Raw genomic sequence first — 21783 nt, 5'->3', positions numbered from 1 at the left:
GAGCACGCGATCCGCAGCCTGGATCGTCTACAGGTGATCCCCTTGACCTGTGGGGACTACTCCTTCGAGCTTGCGGCGCGCCCCGATCCAGAGCAGAAGGAGATCCTGGATGCCTTGAAGCTATCCCCTCCCATCTCCATAGATGCAATCGGGGTTGCTAAGAAGGCGGGCTGAGTAAACGATCATGTCTCCGGCTCTTGCTGGAGTTTTACTGAACTCAGTTTAAAATCAGCTCGGAAGTTCCGATTCAACCTCGGGACCACCCCTCCGTGGGTCGCGGCCTAGAGCATGGATCCTCATAAAAAGAGGTGTTTGGATGGATCGTTTATAACCATTCGGGGGTCGCGGCTTGGAGCCTTAAATCCTCGCAACAATTTGATGATCTGTAGGTCATTCGTGGACCCGGGCGGCGAACCCCCGAGATGATGTCCCGGCATCTGACGCGACGATCGAATGTCGAAGACGCGACCCTACCTCCAAGACGTAAACCCGCATCGAAGATCGAAGATGTGACCCCACCTCGGGGTTGTGGGAATCTGTTATAATATCGCTACCTCTTGGTAACCATAGGAGGGCGGAAGTTGACCGGGGCTTGCGGAAAGCCCGGCAGTAAAGCGGAAAGCGAGGTAGATCAGACATGGCAGAGATCAAAGAAGCCGTCCTGGTCGATGGGGTAAGGACCCCCAACTTCAGGGCCCACGCGGAGAAGGGTTGGGCCAGGCACCTGCGTCCGGATGAGCTGCTCACCTACGTTTACAAGGCGCTCTTCGAGCGCAACCCCCAGGTGAAGCCCGAGGACGTGGAGGCGGTCTTCTGCGGCACCGCCAACCAGACCGGCATGCAGAACGACATAGCCCGCCTGGGGTGGCTAGCCTCAGGCCTGCCGGACAGCGTGCCCACCAACGGCGTGAACCAGCAGTGCCCTTCGGGGATGTCCTGCATCGAGCACGCCTGCCGCGCCATCATGGCCGGCGAGGGGGACATCTTCATCGCCTCCGGGGTGGAGGACATGATGAACGTGCCCATGGCCATGGGCATGGACTTCCCCCCGCGCATCGCCGAGTACTACAACCCGGCCGAGCTCCCCATGGGCCCCACGGCGGAGAAGATCGCCCAGGTCTATAACATCTCCCGTGAGGACGCCGAGCTCATGGCGTACCACAGCCACCTCAAGGCGGCGGCGGCCCGCGACGCCGGCAAGTTCAAGAACGAGATCGTGCCGGTGAAGGCGCTTGACGAGAGCGGCAACGAGTTCATGTGCGACCGCGACCAGTGGATAAGGGACAACCCCAGCCTGGAGCAGATGGCGCAGATGGCACCGGCCTTCCGCCCCGACGGCGTGGTCACCGCGGCCATCAGCTCCCCCCTCACCACCGGCGCCTGCGCCGCCCTTTTCATGAGCCGTGAGAAGGCCGACGAGCTGGGCCTCTCCTACACCATCAAGTACGCGGGCGGCGTGATGGCGGGCTGCGATCCCACCATCATGGGAATCGGGCCCGTGCCTGCGGTGCGGAAGCTGCTGGCGCGCAAGGGCCTCACGGTCAATGACATCGGGGTCTGGGAGCTCAACGAGGCCTTCGGAACCCAGTCCCTGGCGGTCATCCGAGAGCTGGGTATCGGCCACAACGCCCCCTTCGACAACATCAACGTGTGGGGCGGCGCGCTGGCGCTGGGTCATCCCCTGGGGGAGTCCGGATGCCGCATCGTCATCACCCTGAACAACATCATGAAGACGGATTTCGCCGACGCCAAGTACGGGGTAGCCACCCTCTGCGGCGGCTTCGGCAACGGTAACGCCACCCTGTGGGAGAGGGTGTAGTCACCGTCAAGACCGGGAAGTGAGTCGGGGGCGGGCATCGGCCCGCCCCCTTCGCTTTACTTTATCAACCGTCGCCAGGAGCGTGCGGTGAACCTCGGGGGGCACGCATCTGAGCCGTCATCTTCTCGATACAGGCATCTGTTCGTATACCGGGTTTCCCTATATTCGCCAGGATCCGAACCTGCACTCGGATGGGTCGCGCGTGCATCCGTGGGTTCCGAATACCATTTATTACCACAGCATATTCACTGAAAGCGGTTGGAATGATCAAGTAGTCATTCGCGGGATTCAAACACCGCGACCAGCAACAAGATTTTCTTCAAAGAACGGTTGGAGTGGTCACTTGTCGTCCGCGGGCTTCAGCTCCTCAAGGTCCCGGGCGTTCAACCCGAACCTCATTTTTCAGCCCTCGCGTCCTCACGCCCCGCCGGCGTCCGGCCATATGCGTCTGCGATGCCGGGGAGGCGATACCTCGCCACCGGAGGGTCGGGTATGTCGGCTAATAGAGCAAGATGTCCCATGTCCGGGGCTGACCCCATTACTGGAGGAGGCCTTTGCGGGCCATCCACATGAATAGCTTCTTGCCCCGCGGGTAGCGGTTGCCGAAGGCCACGGCTCCCTGGAAAACGCTCGGATTGAGGCGCTTCAAAAGCCAGTACAACCTGCCCGAGAGCTGGGGGATGCAGTACAGCTTTCCTCTCTCCACCGCCCTGATGGCCGCCTCCGCCACCTCGTCCGCGGTCATGCGCGCGTGCTCGAAGGTGGTGCGGGCGAACTCCGGCTCGAACTCGTCGGTGTAGCGCATGGTGCTGAGGAGGTTGGTGTTGAAGAACATGGGGCAGAGCACGGTCACCCCGATGCCCTCCGGAGACAGCTCTCCCTTGAGGGTCTCGGTGAGGGAGATGACCGCCGCCTTGGTGGCGTTGTAGGGCGACATCTCCAGGAGGTTGAAGATACCCGCCGCGGAGGCCACGTTGAGGATGTGGCCGTGGCCCTGCCTCTTCATGCGCGGCAGGAAGAAATGGCAGCCGTAGAGCATCCCCCAGAAGTTGACGGAGAAGATCCACTCCCAGTCCTCCAGGGGTATGTCGCCAACGTAACCCGTGCAGGCCACGCCCGCGTTGTTCACCAACAGGTCCACGCCTCCCCATGATGAGAAGAAGTGCTCGGCCATGGCCCCCCAGTCCACGGCCACCCGCACGTCCAGCTCGTAGACCTCGCCGCTGCCCCCGGCTTCGTTGACCTTCCTCAGGGTCTCCTCGGCCCCCTCCAGGTCGATGTCCACCACTCCCACGCGGCAGCCCCTCCGCCCCAGCGCCACCGCCATGGCGCGGCCCAGCCCCGATGCCGCCCCGGTGATCACCACCCTCTTGCCGTCCAGCCTTTTCATCCCTTCCTCCTATCTTCCCTCGAACCCCGCCGTGAAGCGTTCCTCGTACATGAGCTCCAGGAGCTCCCTCTCGTCCATGCGTCGCTCCGCCGGCACGTCCACCCTCTCCGAGAGCAGGCGCGCGTAATCCCCCATGGCCCTCTCCGCGTCGCGGGTGTCGAAGACACGCAGGCTCTGCAGCATCTCTATGATGATGCCGCGGGAGAGGAAGGTGTCCGCGCCGTCGTGTACGGCCCTCTTCACCGCGTGCACCGCCACGGGAGGCCGCCTGGCCATGAGGTCGCAGAACTCCTGCACCCGGGCCTCGAACTCCGCTTTGGGGAAGACGCCGGTGAGGACGCCCATCTCCCTGGCCTCCTCCGGCTCGAGCTGGCTGCCCTTGAGCATCCACTCCAGTGCCCTCGCCTTACCGATGAGGCGTGGCCACCTCTGGGAGCCGCCGCCGCCGGGGATGATGCCTATAAGCACCTCGGGCTGGCCGATGGTGAAGCCCTGGTCGCCGACCATGAAGCGGAAATCGAAGCAGGCGGCGAACTCCGTGCCCCCGCCGTTGCAGTAGCCGTTGATGGCCGCCACCGTCACCTTGTTCAGGCGCTCGACGGCGCGGTAGAGGCGCGTCATCTGCAGCCAGAGGATGAGGGTGAACATGCGCCCCTTGAGCGCCCTGGCGAACCGGAGGTTGGCCTCCTCCAGGAAGGGGAAGCGGTCCATAAGGACATTGTTGAGGGTGAGGAAGGCGTCCAGCGCCGCCCTACCCGGGGAAAAGCGGGCCATCCCGGCTATGGGTGATCTCTTGTTCTCCTCGCAGATGCGGGCCAGCTCGGGGATGGAGAAATGCATGACGAAGGTGTCTTCGATGCCGCCGGTGAGCACCAGCACCCGCACCGAGTCGTCCTTCTCCACCGCCTTCACCACGTCCCACAGCTCCTCCAGGATGTCCACGGTGAGGAAGTTGACGTGTGGGTTGACCATCTCCACCCACAGGGTGTACCCGACATGTCTCGTCTTCAGATATCTAAACGCCATGCTCACGCTCCTTTGCAACAGGTCACCCGGATCGAAGATCGAAGATGAGGCCCCATTCATTCACTTGAAGCGTGGGCGGTGAGAGACGCGACCGCGCGGCGCATGAGCCCGGGTAAGAGGCGGCGCAGGTAATAGAGGAGGTAAGCCTCGCGACCGAGGATGAGCAGGAAGCGGTCGGCGGCCACCGCCTCGACCACCTTTCTCCCCGCCTCTCCCGGATCCATGCCCTTCTCCGCGAGCATGCGCTCGAACCTCTCAGTCAACTCCCGCTGGCGCTCACAGCCCGGGTGGGCCCGCGTCCCCGCCGCGATGTTGGTGCTCACCGCCCCGGGGCATACCAGGGTCACCCCGATGCCGTGGCGACGGCACTCCGCCCACAATGCCTCGGAAAAGCCCGCCAGTCCGAACTTGGTGGTGGTATATGCGATATGGAAGGGGAGCACCACCAGGCTGGAGAGCGAGCCCACGTTGACCACGTGACCCTCCCCGCGCGCGATCATCCCGGGCAGGAAGAGGCGGGTGCCGTAGATACCGCCCATTAGGTTGATGCCGGTGATCCACTCGATATCGTCCAGAGGTATGTTCGCAAGCTCCCCTCCCACTCCCACCCCGGCGTTGTTCACCAGCACGTCAACGCGGCCGCACTCCGCGATGACCTCCTCTGCCAGCCTCTCCATCTGCGTGCGGGAGGAGACGTCCGCCTTTTTTATGAGGCAACTCCTCCCAACGCCCTCGATCAACGAGGCCGTCTCGCGCATACCTTCCTCGTTGATGTCCACCAGCACCAGGTCGCAGCCGGCGCGAGCCAGGGCCAGGGCGATGCCGCGTCCCAAGCCGGAGGCGCCCCCGGTCACCAGGGCGACCTTGCCGGCGAACCATTCCTCGCCCCTCGCTTTCGATACCGGACTCCTCTTCATCCCGCGACCTCCTTCTTTAACGGACGGCTCTTCATCGCGGGCGCCCCCGGGGGGTGCACACCGCGGCATCCCGCGGTGTCCGCATTTGGCCGTCAAGGGATTATAATAATATGGCTTGCTTGAAACGCTGGCCCGAACGCGATGGGTGACCGCCTGGTCCACGGATTCCGAAGGAGCGTGTGCAGCATGGGTGGGAGGAAGATATTCTTCACCGGCTATCCCGGATTCATCGGTCGCTGGCAGGTGCGCAGCATCCTCGCCGACGACCCCTCGGCCGAGTTCACCTTCCTGGTGCAGGAGAAGTTCCTCGCCCGGGCGAGGGAGGACATCGCCGCCCTGGAGGCGGAGGGCAAGGCGGCGCCCGGCAGCTTGACCACCGTGGTCGGCGACGTCACCGATCCGCGCCTCGGGTTGGCTGACGATACCTACGAAGCACTGGCCGCGCGCACCACCGAGGTGTGGCACCTGGCGGGGGCCTTCGACCTCTTCGTCCCCGAGGGGCTGGCCCGCAGGGTCAACTACTGGGGAGTGCGCCATATCGTGAGGTTCTGCAAGGCCTGTCCCAACCTCTCCCACCTCGTGCACTTCAGCTCGGTGGTGGTGCATGCCGAGCGCGAGGGCATCATCTACGAGGACGAGCTGGAGGCGGGACAGGAGCTCATCAACAACTATTTCGCCACCAAGTTCTGGGGCGAGGTGGAGGTGCGCCGCGCCATGGAGGAAGGGCTCCCGGCCATCATCATACGCCCCGCCGGGGTGTTGGGGGACTCCAAGACGGGGGAGACGGACAAGTTCGACAACATCTACCTCACCTTCGGGGTGCTGCGCATGCTCGGCAAGCTCAGGATCCCCCCAGTGTATCTTGGCGAGGGCAAGGTGCGCCCCAACTTCGTGCCCGTGGACTACATCGCCGACGCGGTGACCGCCATCACGCGCAATCCCGCCTCCATTGGCAGGTGTTTCCATGTCGTGGATCCGGACCCTCCCACCACGCGCGAGATGTTCGAGGCAATCTACGAGCTCACCGTGGGGAGAAAGCCGAAGGTGACCATCCCCACCCGCGTGGTGGATTTTCTGGCCACTCGGCTCGGCTTCATCTTCGCGCTGGTGAAGATCCCTCCCGACTCCATGACCTACGTGAACCACGTGGGGCTCTTCGACGCCAGCAACACCCTGGAGATGCTCGAGGGCACGGGCATCTCCTGCCCGCGCATCCGGGATTATTACCCGGTCCTCTACCGCTGGTGGCTGGCCAACCGGCACCGCCCCGACATGCAGCCCAAGATCTGAACAGAATGGGGTCACATCTTCGATCTTCGACCCACGGCTGCCTGGGATATCTGCCCCGGCTTGTGGGGAGCCCGCGAAGAAGAAAGGCCGAGGAAGCGGACGCCTCCGTCGTTCAGATGCCATGCCCCGCAATCCCAAGACATATGGTTGTTTTTTCACCGGCAATGTCTGACCCCCGATTTACGCCCCTCCGCCGCCCATGTACCGTGCTCCGCATCCCGTCAGCGCCTTGTCGAGAAACCGCTGTCGGGAACCTTGCTCCTCTTCCTGGCCCCCTCTCTGCGCCAAATCATTGCCGGAGATCCGGCATTCGTAGACCCGGGCTCCCTACCTAGAAGTTGCGCGGCGGGCACAGCTCTCCCCGGTGCAGCACCTTGTAGAACCCCCCGAAGTCATAGGTCACGCTGACCTTGATGGCGCCGCGCTTGCAGATGGCCATGCAGTCGTTGCAGGACAGGCAGTCGGGCACCGGCTTTTCGATCATGTAGGCCTTGCGGTCCTTTCCTACCCCCGCGACATAAAGGCTCGCTCCCGGGCATATCAGGGCGCAGTTGCCGCAGCCGTTGCACTTCTCGTGGTCGATGATCACCCTCCCCGAGGTGCACCGCGCGGGATCGTCGTAGGTCGGTATGGTCATCCTTTCCTTCAAGCTGAGAAAAGCCATTCTCCACCCCTCGCTTTCCTTAGAAGACGATTCGCTTGCGGCCGTCCTCCCACCAGTCGATCTCCTGCAGCTCTCGCTCGATCATGCCGTCGGGCTTTCCCACCGGGTATCCCAGGGCGATGCCCTCCACGAGCGCATATGGCCACTCGATACCCAGCTTCTTCTTCCACCTGGTTCCGAACTTGAACACCTCTACGAAGCCCACCCAGCAGGTACCCAGCCCTAGGCTGTGGGCGGCGAGCACCATGTTCTGCCCGCAGATGCCCACGTCCACCTGGGGCTTGGCCGCTCCCCTCTTGTCCATGAGGATGAGGATCACCGTGGGAGCGCCGTGGAAGAGCATGAGCTTGCCGTCGGCGATGAGGCTGATGGCACCGAAAGGTATGGGGTGCATGAGATTGGGGAGCAGGCGCGCCCCTATCTGGGAATTGAGCCACGCCAGCCTTCCCAGAGGGCTTTCCTGCCAGTTGAGGAGGAACTTGAGCACGCGGCAGCGCAAGCGTACGTACTTCTCCATCTCCTCGATCATCTCGCGGTCGCGGACCACCACGAAGCGCCACGGTTGCGAGTTCCCGGCGGTGGGGGCGAAGCGGCCCGCCTCCAGGATACGCCGCACCAACTTCTCCGGGACCTGTTTGTCCTTGTACTTGCGCACGCTGCGCCGCTCCAGGATGACCCGCTCCACGGGGTTCCAGGGCATTCCCTCGTGCCAGGTGTACATCTCCCCCAGCTTTCGCGGTTCAGCCGCCGCTTCGCTCTCCTTTCCGGTCTCCATCTGCATGTCCAGGGTATCCACCATCCTGCCCCCTTTCCTTTCATCGTCTTCATCCGGCTGTGCCTTCCATATCAAGCGACTTGCTTTTCATCATGAGGGTCTCCGTTGTCCTTTCCTCCTTCCGTCCACCGTCCGTCCGGTTGCCGGCTACAGGAAAACCCTCTCCTTCTCATCGGAAACCGGCCGTTCCGTGCGCATGCCGCTCTCCGCCGCCGCACCGCGCCGAGCCCTCGATATCGAAGCCCAGCCCTCTCCAGCCCCTTCAATCCTCGAACGCCCGCGCCTCGGGCACGGAGGGGGCGATGAGGCACTTGAAGAGGTTGAGGCGGTTGAGCTGGTTGGTCCCCTCGTAGATCTGCAGCAGCTTGGAGTCGCGCAGGAACTTCTCCGCCCAACCGTCGTGCCTTATCCCCGCCCGCCCCATGAACTCCACCGCCAGCTGGCAGTTCTTGATCCCCAGATCGGTGGCGGCGAATTTGGAGAGGGAGGCCCACCCCGAGGCTCGGCGCGCCTCCTCGTCCGTCTGTCCGTCCATGACTATTTTGCGGAAGATCCTGGTAGTTGCGTCGAGGCCGTTCAACGCGGGCATCACGCGGTCCAACACCGCCGTGGGCACGGCCCGCATGTAGTAATACAGAGGCTTGATGTTGAGGAGAGAGGCCATACCGTAGAGCCCGTTTATGTGGTTGCACTCCATGTAGGAGAGGCGCGCCAGGGCGGCGTTGGCGTACATCTCCGCCAGCAGGCACTGCGCCCACTCGTGATTGACCAGGGGCCTGCCGTCCACCACCGTCTCGCGGGCGAAACGCAACGCCGTCTCGTAGGCGCCGCGGGCAACTCCCGCCCCCATGGCCCCCACCCCGGGGCGGGTCAGGGAGACCACGAAATCGATGAGCTGCATGCCCGTGCCCCTGGGGCTGCGCTTCATGTCCTTCATCTGGGCGGCGCTTATGCACACGTCCTCGTCGGGTATAAAACAGTCCTCGAAGATCATCTCGCTGGCGGGGCACCCCTTCTGGCCCATCTTCTTCTCCATCCTGCCGAAGGAGAAGCCCCTGGTGCCGTTCCTCACCGCGAAAAGGATCATGGTCTCGTCCGGCCGCTCCAGGTCCTCGTAGGCGATGAGCATGTGCCAGGTGGACACGTGGCCGTTGGAGATGAAGACCTTGGTGCCGTTGACAACGTAACCACCCTCCACCCTGCGGGCATGACACCTGACTTTGGCCCTGGAAAGGAGTTCCACCTCCTCAGCGTCGGTGCCCGCACCCGGCTCAGTGACCAGTCCCGCCACCAGGCAGGGCTCTCCGGTGCGCTCCCCCTCCACCACCTCGCGGCATACCCTGTCGATGATGCGCATGTTCCAACCCGCGAAAAGGATGGAGATGCCGAAGTATTGCACCCCGATGAGGTTCCCGATGCCAGCGCATACCGAGCACAGCTCCTCCACCACCGGGGTGATGGAACCCAGGTTCCATCCCTTGCCGCCGAAGATCTTGGGGATCCATGCGGTGTAGAAACCCCAGCGGTTGATCTCCTTCACCAGGTCCCAGGGGATGTAGGCGGGGTCCTCCGTCATCTTCCGGTCCAGCTCCAAGGCATACGGCCTAGCCACGGTATCATTGAAACGGCGGGCCAAGGCCACCGCCTCCCTTATCTCCCCGGATATACCGGCGGGCATCCTGCCCACGCTGTCCAGGCTGCACATCACGTCCTCGAGGCGGGGATCCCGCTCCAACAGCGTCGAAGCCCTGCTTCCCTCGAACATCGCTCTACCCCCTTCTCCTTACCAGGCCGCTTCCCCGTCGATGACGCGCCGGATGTATTCCAGCCGCCGCAGGGGAGTGATGCCCAGCAACGACTGCGCCTGTTTGGCGTCCCGGAAGCGCTTCTCCTGCCCGTAATCCTTCATGTAGCCGTATCCTCCCAGGAGCTGGATGCCGTTGGAGGTCACCTCCGGGGCCAGGGACTGCACCTGCAGGGCGGCTGCGCGCGAGGCCAGCTCCCATCCGGGCTCGCCGCGGTCAACGGCGCGGGCGGCGCACTCCACCAGCATGTCCGCCGTCCTGCACGCCACCGCCATGGAAGAGAGGATCATCCTCACCTCGGACCAGCCCACGATGGTCCTGCCCCCCTGCTCGCGCTGCCGGCAGTATTCCAGTGCGTCGGCGAAGGAGCCCTTCATGATCCCCGCGCACACCGCCGCCGCGGCCACGCTCAGGCGGTCGGCCGCCGCCTCGAAATACTCCCCTCCCTTCCCCTCCTCCCCGACCAGCCGCGCGGAAGCGCCGGTGAGGGACAGGTCCACGGCGGGGCAGGCGTGCATGCCCAGGCTGAGCACGGGCTCGGAGGCGGAGACGCCCTCGCCGCCGGTGTCCACGATGAAATAGGAATATCCTTCCATGCCCTCCATGCGGGCCGGCAGAAGGGCGCGCGCGGCGAGGCCTCCCAGGGACACGTATTCAACCTTCCCTGACAGCTCGTATCCCTCTCCCGCGCGGGATGCCCGGGCGCTATTCCCCACCTCCGAGGGGTTGTCGTAGGAGGGGAAGGCGATGAGGGCGTGCGAGAGGTCCCCGTCCCCCTCCGCGTCCCGCGCCAAAAGGTCCGATGCCCCGGCCTGCCGCAGGACTTCCTGTGACAGGGCCTGGGTGAAGACCGCGCCTCCGAGACTGGCGTCGACGCGGCAGATCTCGTCCAGCACCAGGCATAGGGCGGTCACCGGCTCCGCCAGACCCCCCGCCTCCTCCGGCAGCATGATGGAAAAGAATCCCACCTCCAGGGACTTGGCCAGCACGTCCTCGTAGAGGGGCGCGTAGGGATAGCGGTCGTGTTCCTCTCTCTCCTCCGCCAGCTCCCTGGCCGCGAAGTCCCTGGCCATGCCGTCGAGCATCCTGAGCTCTTCGCTCACCTCAGCCTTCATGCCATCTACCCCCTTCTCCCGCGTACCTACACTATCTCGCCGTCAGCGTGCCGAGCACAAAACTCGCTGCGCTCACCACGGGCTCGCTCCATCTCCGCCCGGGCGCCGGGACATTGCTGCCCCTACGGCAAGGTCGCTTCCGCGATGCAGACTTCCGTCACGTTTGTCTAGATGCGTTCCAGGATGTGCACGCACATGGCGGCCTCGCCCATGCCGATGAAGCCGCCGCCGTTCTCGGCCAGGGCGATGCGCGCCCCCTCCACCTGGCGTGGCCCCGCCGCCCCCCTCAGCTGCAAGACCAGCTCGTATATCTGCGCCAGCCCGGATGCGCCGATGGGGTGCCCCCGGCACTCCAGGCCGCCGCTGGTGTTGACGGGCAGCTTCCCTCCCAGGGAGGTGGCCCCGGACTCCGCGAAGGGGCCGCCCTCGCCCTCGGGGCAGAACCCCATCTCCTCGTACTGCAGCAGCTCGCCGAAGGCGGTGGCGTCGTGCACCTCGGCCACGTCGATGTCCTCGGGTCCCAGGCCCGCCGCCTCGTAAGCCCGCCGGCTCGCGCGTTTTCCGATGCCCTCCAGCCCGCTGTCCGGCAGGGACCCCGAGACCAGCACCGAGGCGCGGATGCGCACCGGCTTCGTGTCGGGGTAGCGCTTGAGGGCGCGCTCGGAGCAGATGAGGGCCGCCGCCGCCCCGTCGCCGATGGGCGCGCACATGGCGCGCGTCAGGGGGTAGGCGACAAGGTAGTCCTCGAGCACCTCCTCCACGGTCATGTCCATCTGGTACTGGGCCATGGGGTTAAGGGAGCCGTTGTGGTGGTTCTTGGCGGCGATCACTGCCAGCTGGCGCTGTGTGGTGCCGTAGGCCTTCATGTGCATGCGCGCCCCCATGGCGTAGATGTCCATGAAGGCGGAATGCCCCTTGTCCTTCTTCTTGTCCGTGCCCTCCGCCCCCGCCTCCGCGGCCTTCCTGGCGGCGTCGGCCTGGAAGGCGGCGATGATCCCCTGCACGAACTCCACGTCCGCGCCCGAGGCGAAACCCTCGATCATCTTCTTGCGGTCCTCGGGGAAATAGACCTTCTCCGCCCCCACCGCCAGCACCAGGTCGTAGAGCCCCGCCCTCACCGCCGTCCAGGCGGCGTGCAGGGCGGTGGAAGCCCCGGCACAGGCGTTCTCCACGTTGGTGATGGGGATGCCCTGGATGCCCAAGGGCGAGAGCGCCACCTGGCCACGGATGCAGTGCTGCCCCTGGGACATGCCCCAGCCGGAGTTCGAGAACCACGCCGCCTCGATGTCCTTCGCATCCACCGCCACGTCCTCGAACAGCGCCCGCACCGCCTCCGCGGTCATCATCTTGATGGTCTTCTCCGGATAGCGGTTGAACCGGATCATGCCCGACCCGAGGATGTAGACATTGTCACCCATTATCTACCACCTTAACCTCTCCGCCTCTGCGTTCCGCCCGCCGGGCTCAGGCGCCGGCCCGCCCCTTTTCCCGGTCGTAAGTGTCCTCGGTGACCCCGAGTTCCTCCAGCTTCTTCTTGATCACGCGGTGCGTCTCCGTCTTGGGGAGCTCGGGCACTACGCGGTAATACCTGGGGATGGCGAACTTCGCCAGGTGCTCCGACAGGAATGCCGGCAGGGCGGCGGGGTCCACCGTCTTCCCCTCCACCGGCACCAAGGTGACCATGATCTCGTCCTCGGCCAGCTCGGAGGGGACGGCGTACACGGCGCACTCCAGGATGTCCGGGTGCTTGAGCACCGCCTGCTCCACCTCGTAGGCGGAGACGTTCTCGCCTTTGACGCGCATGGACTCGGTGTTGCGCCCCACGAAGTAGATGTAGCCCTTCTCGTCTTTGTAGACCAGGTCCCCGGTATAGAGCCAGCCGTCGCGCATCTTGTCGCTGGTGGCCACGGGGTTCTTGTAGTACTCCACGGAGCCCGGGCGTTGCCCCACGTAGGCGATGAGCTCGCCCGGGGTGTGCGGAGGCACGTCGTTCCCCTCGGGGTCGATGACCCGGCACTTCGCCCCCAGGGGCTTCCCCATAGACCCCACGGGAGCGGTGCCGAAGTTCACCAGCACCACGCCCCCTCCGTCCACCGCCCCGTAGCCCTCGAAGATGCGCACCCCGAAGCGGCGTTCGAAGTCGCGCCACATGTCCGCGGGGCAGCCCGCGGAGAGCACGAAGCGCACCCTGTTGTCGGAGTCATCCGGGCGCTCGGGCTGCTTCATGAGGATGGGCATCACCGCCCCCAGGCCGTTGAAGGTGGTGGCGCCATAGCGCCGCACCTCGTCCCAGAAGCGGCTGGCGCTGAACCGCTCGCCCAGGGCCACCGCGCCCTCGCAGTGCAGGGCGGGGGTGACGGTGAGGAAGAGGGCGTTGGCGTGGAAGAGGGGGTAGCAGGTATAGGCCACGTCCCTCCTGCCGGTGAGCATGTGCCCCATGAAGGAGATGGCCTTGACGTTGGTGGAATTGTAGCGGTAGACCACCCCCTTGGGGAGCCCGGTGGTGCCCGAGGTGTACATGATCACGCAGAGGTCATCGGGGTTGTAGCGCTCGGGCGGGGTTGAGGGGTCCGACCCCGGCCCGTATGACCTGGAAAGGTCTTCCATGTCGGCGGGGAGTTCGAAATCGGGCGGGGCTCCCTCGGCGTTCACCACCACCTTCTCGATCTTGGGCGTCCTCTCCGCCACCGCCAGGTACCAGGGCAGGAGGTCGTGGTCGATGACCAGGTAGGAGGCATCGGAGTTGTCCAGCACGTGCGCGAGCTGGTCGGCGCGCAGGGCCACGTTCACCGGCACCGCGTACATACCCAGTTTCTCCAGCCCGAAGAAGACGTCCAGCCAGCGCGGGGAATTCTTCATCATGATGGCCAGCCCCTTGCCCGGCCTCCCGCCCAGTCCGCGCAGGAAATTGGCCACGCGGTTGGCGTTGAGGTCCATGTCTCGGTAGCTAAACACCTGGTCCTTGAAGTAGAGAAAGGGGCGGTCGCGCAGCTTCGCCGCCTTCTCCTCCAGGAGCTCGGCGTGAGACATGTCCCGCGCCAGGGAGAGCGACCGAGCCTTTATGATGCTGCTGAGGTTCTCCTTGAGCGTCCCCCGCCTGCGCTCGTCGGCGATGAACATGGCCACGGAGCGCAGCATTCGCCAGCCCACCCACAGCCAGCGCAGGTACATGTTCCTCTCCTCGGCGTTCATGGCGTAACCCTTACCTCCTCGTTCCTTCTTCTCCCTCGGGCATCTCTTGCTCCTCCCGTCCTCGTTTCTCCCTCTTCCCGCCTCGCCACCCCGTCTTCCCGGCGTCCCTTCCCGGCTGCTCTCTCACGCTCACCGGGACGCCCGTCCACGTCCTCCCCCATGCAGGCGGTCATCCGGACAGGCGCTGCCCGCTTCCTCAGCGGTCATCTCTTTGCCCCGTCTCGCCGCCGTCCTTGAGCGACGCGAACAGCCCGCCCTCGCGGTCCCCGGACGCCTCGGTTTCCCGCCTCCCCTCCCTGGAAGCACCTCCCAGGTCTAGGATGTCCAGATACCTGTCCGCAAGGTCGGGGTCCTTGAATACCTCGGCCTCCATCTCCACCATGAGGATGATGGTGAAGTAGGCCCCCACGTAGAACCAGGCCACCACGTGAGGGTCCAGGTCGCCCCTGATCTCGCCCCTCTCCTGGCCCCTGCGCAGCATGAGCTCCGTAGCCCGGATGTTGAGGTCCATGAAATCGGTCAGCTCGCGCCGGAAGTCCTCGTCGAAGGAGTTGTTGAGCACGAAGGCGAGGAACTTGCGCATGCTGGGGTTGTCGCGCACGAACTCCACGTAGCTCTTCGATACCCGTTTCAGGTACTTGAGTGGGCTGTCGCCGCACTCGCGGTAGATGGCCTCGTAGCGCGCTATGAGCAGGTCCTCTACATAGCGGCAGCAGGCGAGGAAGAGCTCTTTCTTGCTTGGGAAATACTTGTAGAGGGTTCCCTCCGCCACCCCCGCTTCCCTGGCCAGCAGTGCCGTGGTGGCCTTCTCGTAGTTGGTGCGCGAGAAGGTCTCTATGGCGGAGAGGATGATCTCGTTGACGCGGTTGCCCCTGGAGGGCCTACCGGCATCCATCGCCGCTCCTTTGCCCATGACATCACCGCCGGGTATGCTCCAGCCCACGAACCGCACTACGCAACCATGAGAGTGAGTGCTCACTCGCCAAACAGCCTGAGAGATTTATAACTCAATCCGTGAACCGTGTCAATACACTAATGCTCTGATATGTACACCGAAACGCGCCGCCCGACCAGACCGGCTCAGGCAGGAAGACATCGAGGGCCGCCCTACACGGCGGATATGAGTTCTTCTCCGCCGCCTTCCGCGGCATGTTATTTCCTGGCTAACGCAGGCTTCGGCGATGAAGCCCGGCGCAACCCATGCTGTCTGGATGCACCGTCGTGCTTGACGGAACCTATCCAGGACATCGGCGACGGTCAAATGGTCTCGAAGACCGCCACCCAGCGGCCGTTCTCCTTGTGGGCCGAGATGGGGACGGTGACTGTGTTTCCGGCGTTCTCGGGATCGGTATGAGCCGTCTTCATGCCCACCATGGTGCCTCCCGCCTGCGTGCACGCATCATTCATCCAAAATCCATCGATACGCACCGGTTCCGCGTAAAACGGGGTGGTCACCATCTGGCGCCATGCGTAGTCGAACATGGCGTCCTTACAGGCGGCCATCTCGGCATCGCGGTTCGGCTGTTGCCCGCCACCGTCGGCCTGTTTCTGCTCCTTTTCCTTGCGAGCTTGCTCCTCTTCCCAGGCTGCCTTTCGGTTGGAGCACTCGGCGATTATCCCTTCGGCTTCCCTGTAAACCGCGTCTATCTCCCCCAGCGAAACGGCTTCTTTCAAGGCTGCGTTCGCGTCGATGAGCCTCTGGAGCAGGTCCTCCACGTCTATATCCGTGGAGGTGCCCAGCTCTATCACCGCGTCCTCCGCCTCGCTCAGCTTTCCCTCCGCCTTCTTGAGGGCCGCTTCCGCGTCCTCGTCCGAGATCTCGCCCTCCGCCACGTAGAACTCGAGTTCGTAGTCGTCGCTTTCTTTCTTATCTTCCTCTCTGACTTCGAGTTCCGCCAGCAACGTGAATCTCTCCCCCTCCGACCAGACGAAATAGAACTCGTCCTTGAACTCCTGCGCTTTCTCGCTGGAGCTGACTTTGAAGCGCGATCTCCTCTGTTCTTCGCCTGTTTCATCCCGGACCGTGATCAACAGTTGCGCGTCGCCCCTCTCGCCATATACGGCCTTCACCTTGACGGTAAGCGTGAGGTCCTCTCCGATGGGAACGTCCTCGAGGTTCACCTTCTTGCCTTTACCGGTGACCAATCCCACCTCTATGATCTCCGCCACCATACCGCCGCCTGCGGTAAGCCTCCAGGTCAGGACCCCGGCGACCGCGCCCGCGATGAGGAGGAAGCCGATCGCCAGTACGGCGACCAGCATCTTTCTCCGCCCGGGCTCTTTACCGCGGGAAGCGACTTCTCCTGAAGGCGGGAGCGTGCTAATGCCTGCGGCCGGGGGTGGAGGGGGACTGACGGGAAGATCGCGTGCGGGAGCACTTTCGCCGGATGGCATGCCTTTCTCCTCGGTGATCCCCGCCCCTGTTTCTCCTGCAACGTCGGTGGTTGCTTCCCCTGCGGCTATGGCTCCGCCTTCCTCCACCGGGCTGCCGCAGTAAACACAATACCTGCTGCCCTCCTTGAGTTCCTCTCCGCATGCACTGCACCTCACGGCCGTCACCCCCCTTATAACCCGACCGTTCCGAATGGCGATCCGACATGACGCCTTGCAGTCATATTATATCGAAATCATTACCGCGGCCCTCGACAAAACGGGCGGGACGCGGAAGAGCCCTTCCCGAAGGGAGGGGTACGACTTCTCACATGCCTGAGGGCAGCGATTCGTTTATGGACATGTGGACTCGAGCAGCACTCGGGCGATCAAGACACATTCTCCCAGAACCTTCCCGTGCCGGCGCTCTTACCGTCTTCTCAAAAAGACGGAAACGGGGATCAAAGCGTGGGCCTTCCATCCAGGGAGCGCTTTATCGGGTATCGACGGGGTCCGTCTCAAGTATCCACGCATGATTACCGAATATCCCAGCGGACCGAGGAGGGGGTTATAACGGAGGCTTCCATCTTGACGGGAGGAGTGTTGCCGATGCGCGAGAAGGGCCTTACGGAGCGTTTCAAGAAGAAGAAGTCCGGCATCCTCTACATGATCACCGCGCTGATCATCGTGGTGTTCATCGCCTACGGCCTGGTTACCATGTTCATCTTCCGCGATTCCCAGAACCAGCTCATCGACAAGAGCATCGACAGGATTTTGCAGACGGAGATGCAGAACCTGCTCTCGGCGAGCTCCTATATCGCGGAACTCCTCCTCCCCGTCTTCGAGGAGAAGATCGGGGAGGCCACCCCGCAGGAACTCATCGACGCCCTGCTCAACAAGAAACTCACCGAGGGGCAGCACTTCATCATCCAGGAGATGAAGAAGATGGTGCAGTCAGGCCTCTTCGAGCTGGAGTCCGTGTCCATAGTCATGCTGCCCTCCCCCTTCAATCCCCAACCCCTGGTCATCGCGGCCAGCGACGAAAGCCTCATCTACGGATGGGAGGTGCCGGAGGAGATCCTGGAGGTGATAGAGGGCGGGGGCGGCTTCGTCTATCGCGCGGAGGGTTTTCCCGACCTGGGCCTCTCGGGACCCTACGCGGTCATCGCCAACAAGACCATAAGCCCCACCTCGGGCACCGAGGTCGGCTATCTGTTCGTGAAGCCCATGGGCGACAAGGTGGCCGAGATAGAGTCCTTCTACTACCAGGAGAGGAACCGCACCAACGCGCTGCTTTGGCTGACGTTGGTGATCGCCGTACTGGTGGTGGTGGCCATCACCTTTTTCGTCCTCTCCCACCTCATCCGCAGGCGCATCACCGAGCCCATCGACGAGCTGGCCGCGGCGGCCGAGGAGGTCATGGAGGGCAACCTGGACGTGGAGATCGCCGTGCACGAGAGTGGCGAGTTCGCGGGCCTGGAGAGGGCCTTCAAGGAGATGGTGGAGAGCTTCCGCAAGTATATCGCCAGGTCGGTGGGCGAGGAGTAAGCGCCCGCGATAAGGGGTCGGGTCTCGCATCCCGGATCTCTTGCCATAATATGTTTGGAGAGTCGGGGTCGGATCCCGGCCCCTGTTATTTGCGCGATTCGAACACGTGATGGGAACGAAGGCTGATCCGGTTTTCGGTTTCGTTTTCGCATGCCTCCCTCCTGCGCCGCCCTGGACGCCCGGTCTCCCGTCCTCGCCGTACCGCCGAGGCGGCGCTGCTCCCGACCATGAGCACGCAAAGCGCTCCTGGGCATGAGCCCCGCGGCCCGGCGCGGAGGAGGGGCGGCCTTTGGCCATCAAGAACGCCGCGAGCACCGCACCCTGGCGCGAGCCCGGCAGCGGTCGGCGATCGGAGGCGTCGATCGTCGGAGATCCGGACTGTAGATCTTGGGCGGTCCGAGGCGTTGTAAGATCAGAGAAGGGCGGCGCGAAGCGGATGCGTTTCGTTCCCGGGGAGGCACGGCGCCCGGACGGCAGGCGCTCATGCGACCCGGCGGCAGGCGGCCAAAGCGCCCTGATGAAAGGTGCGCTTGCCTGCCGGGTTGCCGGAAAGGCCTGGTGGTATCATGGCCCTTTCTACATCGCAGGGGAAAAGACGGGGCTCGAGGCGGGCCCGCCTCGCGGCGATCTGCGCGCTGCCCGCGGCGGCGGTGCTGCTCTTCTCCCTGGTGCTGGCCTCGCGGGGACCGGGGGAGAGCCGGGTGGAGGTCCTGGGAGACACGGCCCGCGGCGGCGGGTCGGTGGGAACTGCTTCCAGCGAAGGTTTCGAGACCTGGGTGCTGGTGCAGAACCCGGGGCAGGAGCCGGTGCACGTCGACCTGGTGCTCAACACCGAGCAGGGGAGGACGGAGCTGCCGGAGCTCACCGACCTGGAGATACCCGCCGGGAGCAGGAGGACCTTCCCCCTGCACGCCTACGTCCACACCTACGAGGTCTCCACCCTGGTGCGGGCCAGGGACGGGGAGGTGGTGTGCGAGCGGGCCATGTACTGGAACGGGCGCCAGGGGGGACACGACTCGGTGGGGGTTACCTCCCCCGCCTCCACCTGGTACCTGGCGGAGGGGGCCACGGCGGGGGAGTTCGAGACCTGGGTGCTGGTGCAGAACCCGGGGCAGGAGCCGGTGCACGTCGACCTGGTGCTCAACACCGAGCAGGGGAGGACGGAGCTGCCGGAGCTCACCGACCTGGAGATACCCGCCGGGAGCAGGAGGACCTTCCCCCTGCACGCCTACGTCCACACCTACGAGGTCTCCACCCTGGTGCGGGCCAGGGACGGGGAGGTGGTGTGCGAGCGGGCCATGTACTGGAACGGGCGCCAGGGGGGACACGACTCGGTGGGGGTTACCTCCCCCGCCTCCACCTGGTACCTGGCGGAGGGGGCCACCTGTCCCGGCGGGGGTGCGGACGGGGTGGAATTGAGGGTCCGGGAGCGCGCGGGGGTGGCGCGGGAGGGGGAGATCGTCACCTCGGGGGTGCCACTGCCCTGCGACTTCGGCGTCTATTCTCCCCAAGAGCTGGCCCTTTTCGACGCTCAGGGATCGCCCGTCCCCTGCCAAAAAAAGGTAACCATGCGCTGGGGAGGCAGTCCGGACGACGTTTCCAGACCCGTGAAATGGGTGCTGCTGGATTTCCCCGCCTCCGTGAGCGCCGGCGGCGAGGCCGTGTTCTATCTGCGCCGCGCCCCCGACGGGTCATCGCCCCGAGCCGTGGTGCGCGTCCAGGACGACGGCACCGTCATCACCGTGGATACGGGGGCCGCCGTCTTCCGACTCCGCCGCGACGCCTTCGACCTCTTCCACGGCGTGGACCTGCCGGGGGTCGGACAGGTGCTGTACGCCTCGTCCCAGAACGGCTTCGCGATCTCCGCGGGAGGGAAGGAGTACCGTTCCAGCCTATCGCCCCCCGCGTCCATCCGGGTGGATGAGCCCGGCCCCCTGCGCCTGTCGCTCACCGTGCGGGGGAGCCACGCCGCCGGGGACGCGAGGCTCCTGGACTACACCGCGCGCATCCACTTCTTCGCCGGCTCCTCCGCCGCCCGGGTCTTCTATACCCTCGAGAACCACAACCCCACCCGGCCCGACGCCATGGGGCAGCCGCAGTGCTGGGACATCGGGTGCCCGGGGAGCGTGACCTTCTCCGGGCTCCATCTGGACCTGCGTCCCTCCGTGGGTTCCTCTCCCACCGCCATCCTAGACCCGGGGGAGGCCGGGAGCGGGGCCTTCACCTCCCGTGGGGGAGACCTCTCCCTCTACCAGGATTCCTCGGGCTCTTCCTGGTGGGACGTCCACCGCGGCCATCACCCGCGCCCCCAGTCCTACGTATCCTTCCGGGGCTGGAGGGCCTACGGGGGAGGCTCGCATATAGGCAGCGGGGAACGGGCCCGGGCCTGGCTGGACCTCTCCGGGGAAGGCCGGGGAGTGGCGGTGGGGCTGCGGGATTTCTGGCAGAACCATCCAAAGAAGGTCTCCTGCGTCGGGGGCGAGCTTCGCCTTTCCCTCTTTCCGGAGGAGTACGTGGGGGACTTCAACTTCCGCCCCGGTGAGCACAAGACCCACGAGATACTCCTCTACTTCCACCCCGGGAGCGCGGAAGAGGCCGGGGCGGCGCGGACCCTGGCGTCCCTAGGCTCCCCCCTCTTCGCCCTGGCCCCGCCCCGGTGGTACGCGGACAGCGGCGCCCTGGGGAGGATGGCCCCCTTCGGCGGGGACGGGCGCTTCTCGGCCTACGAGGACCAGAACCGCGCGGCCTTCGACCCCTCCATAGGGCCCACCGGCGATTCCCTGCTCGCGAGCATCGAGAGGAACGACTTCTACGGCTGGTGCGACTACGGCGACCTCCCCCTGGATTACGAGACGCCCTCCGGCCAGATGAACCTCAAGTACGACTTCGACTACGGCATGCTGCTGCAGTTCCTGCGCGGGGGAGACTACCGCTGGTGGGACCTGGCCGTCCCCGCCTGCCGCCATGTCGCCGACGAGGACATCCTGCATTACGAGGGCGCCATCGACCACTGGGCGGACGGGGGTTATTTCGGCCATTCCTACCACGACGAGCCGGGGGACTCCAACCCCCACCGCAACTACGGCGCGCCGCACCCGGACCTCTGCTTCGCGGTCTCCGGCGGGCTCCTCCACTACTACCTGACCGGGTATGAGGAGAGCCGGGAGTCCGCCTTCGAGGTCATAGAGAACATGCGCTACCGCTTCGAGAACAGCTACGGCAGGGGGAACGGCGAGGGGTGGGCGGAATGCTATAACGACTATGGCAGCGACTCCTTCCGGCCCTTCGCCAACGGCCTGCGCATCATGACCGAGGCCTACGAGGCCACCGGGGACGCCGGGTACCTGTCCACGGCGGAATGGATAATACGGTGCTCCCGCCGGGCGGGCGACCCCTTCCTGGCCGCGCCGCGGCCGGGGGCGGAGGGCGGTACCTCCATCTTCTCTCTCGACCTCTTCACCTTCTCCCTGGGGCGCTACCTGGACATGCTCGCCGCCGCGGGCTTGCCGGACAGACTGAACGCCGCAGGATACCTGGTTGACCTGGTGAGGCACGAAGCCGACAACTGCTGGCGGACCGGCTCCGAGGGATACCAGGGCTTTCCATACGGCTGGAGCTACTCCGGGGTCGCCGACGAGAGCTTCGGGAGGGTGAACCTCTGCAACTGGCACCTGCTGTCCGCCGACTGCCTGGCCTACGGTTGCCTCTACGGGGGCGGGGACCGCCTGCTGGAGCTTGCCGCCCAGGCCTTCCGCACGGGCTCCGAGCGGCCCAACGGCGAGGGGACGGCGCCGGGCTACTGGTCCACCAAGGAATCGGTCAACTCCGCCGTCTTCGGCCAGGTGTACATGCAGACGGCCAGATGATGCCCT

The 21783-nt window shown here is 64.8% G+C and carries 15 protein-coding genes; 4 read left to right on the top strand and 11 right to left on the bottom strand.

Annotation, left to right across the window (positions count from 1 at the left end):
* Window positions 1-646 precede the first annotated feature (646 nt).
* The gene (locus H5T74_06580) at window positions 647-1819 is read left to right on the top strand and encodes a thiolase family protein (protein ID MBC7230040.1); all 1173 of its coding nucleotides are present in this window, start codon (window positions 647-649) and stop codon (window positions 1817-1819) included.
* Between the two features lie 538 nt (window positions 1820-2357).
* On the opposite strand, the gene H5T74_06575 is transcribed toward H5T74_06580, so the two are convergent.
* From H5T74_06575 to H5T74_06565, 3 genes are read right to left on the bottom strand one after another with little or no spacing between them, the layout of a single operon-like run.
* Window positions 2358-3209 (bottom strand): SDR family NAD(P)-dependent oxidoreductase, encoded by an 852-nt coding sequence (locus tag H5T74_06575; protein ID MBC7230039.1) that lies wholly within the window; start codon window positions 3207-3209, stop codon window positions 2358-2360.
* Between the two features lie 9 nt (window positions 3210-3218).
* Complete coding sequence (locus H5T74_06570) at window positions 3219-4235, bottom strand: enoyl-CoA hydratase/isomerase family protein (protein ID MBC7230038.1); 1017 nt, start codon at window positions 4233-4235, stop codon at window positions 3219-3221.
* 56 nt (window positions 4236-4291) lie between these two features.
* Entirely contained in the window at window positions 4292-5152 is an 861-nt protein-coding gene (locus tag H5T74_06565) for an SDR family NAD(P)-dependent oxidoreductase (protein ID MBC7230037.1), read from the bottom strand.
* Between the two features lie 186 nt (window positions 5153-5338).
* Here H5T74_06565 and H5T74_06560 point away from each other — a divergent pair, with 186 nt between their 5' ends.
* Window positions 5339-6442: an SDR family oxidoreductase gene (locus H5T74_06560; protein ID MBC7230036.1), complete on the top strand. Its 1104-nt coding sequence runs from the start codon at window positions 5339-5341 to the stop codon at window positions 6440-6442.
* A gap of 331 nt (window positions 6443-6773) precedes the next feature.
* Here H5T74_06560 and H5T74_06555 read toward each other — a convergent pair whose 3' ends face one another.
* The 8 genes from H5T74_06555 to H5T74_06520 all read right to left on the bottom strand — a co-directional run bounded on the left by H5T74_06555 (window position 6774) and on the right by H5T74_06520 (window position 16543).
* Window positions 6774-7106, bottom strand: a complete 333-nt coding sequence (locus tag H5T74_06555) for a 4Fe-4S binding protein (GenBank protein MBC7230035.1) — start codon at window positions 7104-7106, stop codon at window positions 6774-6776.
* A 19-nt stretch (window positions 7107-7125) separates the two neighbouring features.
* Window positions 7126-7827, bottom strand: coding sequence for a nitroreductase (locus H5T74_06550; protein MBC7230034.1), 702 nt, complete (start codon window positions 7825-7827; stop codon window positions 7126-7128).
* A 316-nt stretch (window positions 7828-8143) separates the two neighbouring features.
* Window positions 8144-9646, bottom strand: a complete 1503-nt coding sequence (locus H5T74_06545; GenBank protein ID MBC7230033.1) for an acyl-CoA/acyl-ACP dehydrogenase — start codon at window positions 9644-9646, stop codon at window positions 8144-8146.
* An 18-nt stretch (window positions 9647-9664) separates the two neighbouring features.
* Window positions 9665-10801, bottom strand: coding sequence for an acyl-CoA/acyl-ACP dehydrogenase (locus H5T74_06540; protein MBC7230032.1), 1137 nt, complete (start codon window positions 10799-10801; stop codon window positions 9665-9667).
* Window positions 10802-10968: 167 nt separating this feature from the next.
* A complete protein-coding gene (locus tag H5T74_06535) occupies window positions 10969-12219 on the bottom strand; it encodes a thiolase family protein (GenBank protein ID MBC7230031.1) in 1251 nt (416 codons plus the stop codon).
* Window positions 12220-12265: 46 nt separating this feature from the next.
* A complete protein-coding gene (locus H5T74_06530; protein ID MBC7230030.1) occupies window positions 12266-13939 on the bottom strand; it encodes an AMP-binding protein in 1674 nt (557 codons plus the stop codon).
* Between the two features lie 250 nt (window positions 13940-14189).
* Entirely contained in the window at window positions 14190-14888 is a 699-nt protein-coding gene (locus tag H5T74_06525) for a TetR/AcrR family transcriptional regulator (protein MBC7230029.1), read from the bottom strand.
* A gap of 362 nt (window positions 14889-15250) precedes the next feature.
* Window positions 15251-16543, bottom strand: coding sequence for a zinc-ribbon domain-containing protein (locus tag H5T74_06520; protein ID MBC7230028.1), 1293 nt, complete (start codon window positions 16541-16543; stop codon window positions 15251-15253).
* A 429-nt stretch (window positions 16544-16972) separates the two neighbouring features.
* Between H5T74_06520 and H5T74_06515 the strand changes: the two genes are divergently transcribed.
* Both H5T74_06515 and H5T74_06510 read left to right on the top strand, forming a co-directional pair.
* Entirely contained in the window at window positions 16973-17911 is a 939-nt protein-coding gene (locus H5T74_06515) for a HAMP domain-containing protein (protein MBC7230027.1), read from the top strand.
* Window positions 17912-18477: 566 nt separating this feature from the next.
* Window positions 18478-21777, top strand: coding sequence for a hypothetical protein (locus H5T74_06510; protein ID MBC7230026.1), 3300 nt, complete (start codon window positions 18478-18480; stop codon window positions 21775-21777).
* The last annotated feature ends 6 nt before the right edge of the window (window positions 21778-21783 follow it).

The sequence above is a fragment of the Actinomycetota bacterium genome, from assembly GCA_014360645.1.
Taxonomy (GTDB): Bacteria; Actinomycetota; Geothermincolia; order Geothermincolales; family RBG-13-55-18; genus Solincola_B.
Note: the sequence above shows the minus strand (reverse complement) of the source record. Positions and strands in the feature narration are given on the sequence as shown.

What these genes read in the sequence shown, in the direction of transcription:
- H5T74_06575 (MBC7230039.1), bottom strand. Translation starts at nt 3,209, where the DNA reads ATGAAAAGGCTGGACGGCAAGAGGGTGGTGATCACCGGGGCGGCATCG.
- H5T74_06570 (MBC7230038.1), bottom strand. Translation starts at nt 4,235, where the DNA reads ATGGCGTTTAGATATCTGAAGACGAGACATGTCGGGTACACCCTGTGG.
- H5T74_06565 (MBC7230037.1), bottom strand. Translation starts at nt 5,152, where the DNA reads ATGAAGAGGAGTCCGGTATCGAAAGCGAGGGGCGAGGAATGGTTCGCC.
- H5T74_06560 (MBC7230036.1), top strand. Translation starts at nt 5,339, where the DNA reads ATGGGTGGGAGGAAGATATTCTTCACCGGCTATCCCGGATTCATCGGT.
- H5T74_06555 (MBC7230035.1), bottom strand. Translation starts at nt 7,106, where the DNA reads ATGGCTTTTCTCAGCTTGAAGGAAAGGATGACCATACCGACCTACGAC.
- H5T74_06550 (MBC7230034.1), bottom strand. Translation starts at nt 7,827, where the DNA reads ATGTACACCTGGCACGAGGGAATGCCCTGGAACCCCGTGGAGCGGGTC.
- H5T74_06545 (MBC7230033.1), bottom strand. Translation starts at nt 9,646, where the DNA reads ATGTTCGAGGGAAGCAGGGCTTCGACGCTGTTGGAGCGGGATCCCCGC.
- H5T74_06540 (MBC7230032.1), bottom strand. Translation starts at nt 10,801, where the DNA reads ATGAAGGCTGAGGTGAGCGAAGAGCTCAGGATGCTCGACGGCATGGCC.
- H5T74_06535 (MBC7230031.1), bottom strand. Translation starts at nt 12,219, where the DNA reads ATGGGTGACAATGTCTACATCCTCGGGTCGGGCATGATCCGGTTCAAC.
- H5T74_06530 (MBC7230030.1), bottom strand. Translation starts at nt 13,939, where the DNA reads ATGCTGCGCTCCGTGGCCATGTTCATCGCCGACGAGCGCAGGCGGGGG.
- H5T74_06525 (MBC7230029.1), bottom strand. Translation starts at nt 14,888, where the DNA reads ATGGATGCCGGTAGGCCCTCCAGGGGCAACCGCGTCAACGAGATCATC.
- H5T74_06515 (MBC7230027.1), top strand. Translation starts at nt 16,973, where the DNA reads ATGCGCGAGAAGGGCCTTACGGAGCGTTTCAAGAAGAAGAAGTCCGGC.
- H5T74_06510 (MBC7230026.1), top strand. Translation starts at nt 18,478, where the DNA reads ATGGCCCTTTCTACATCGCAGGGGAAAAGACGGGGCTCGAGGCGGGCC.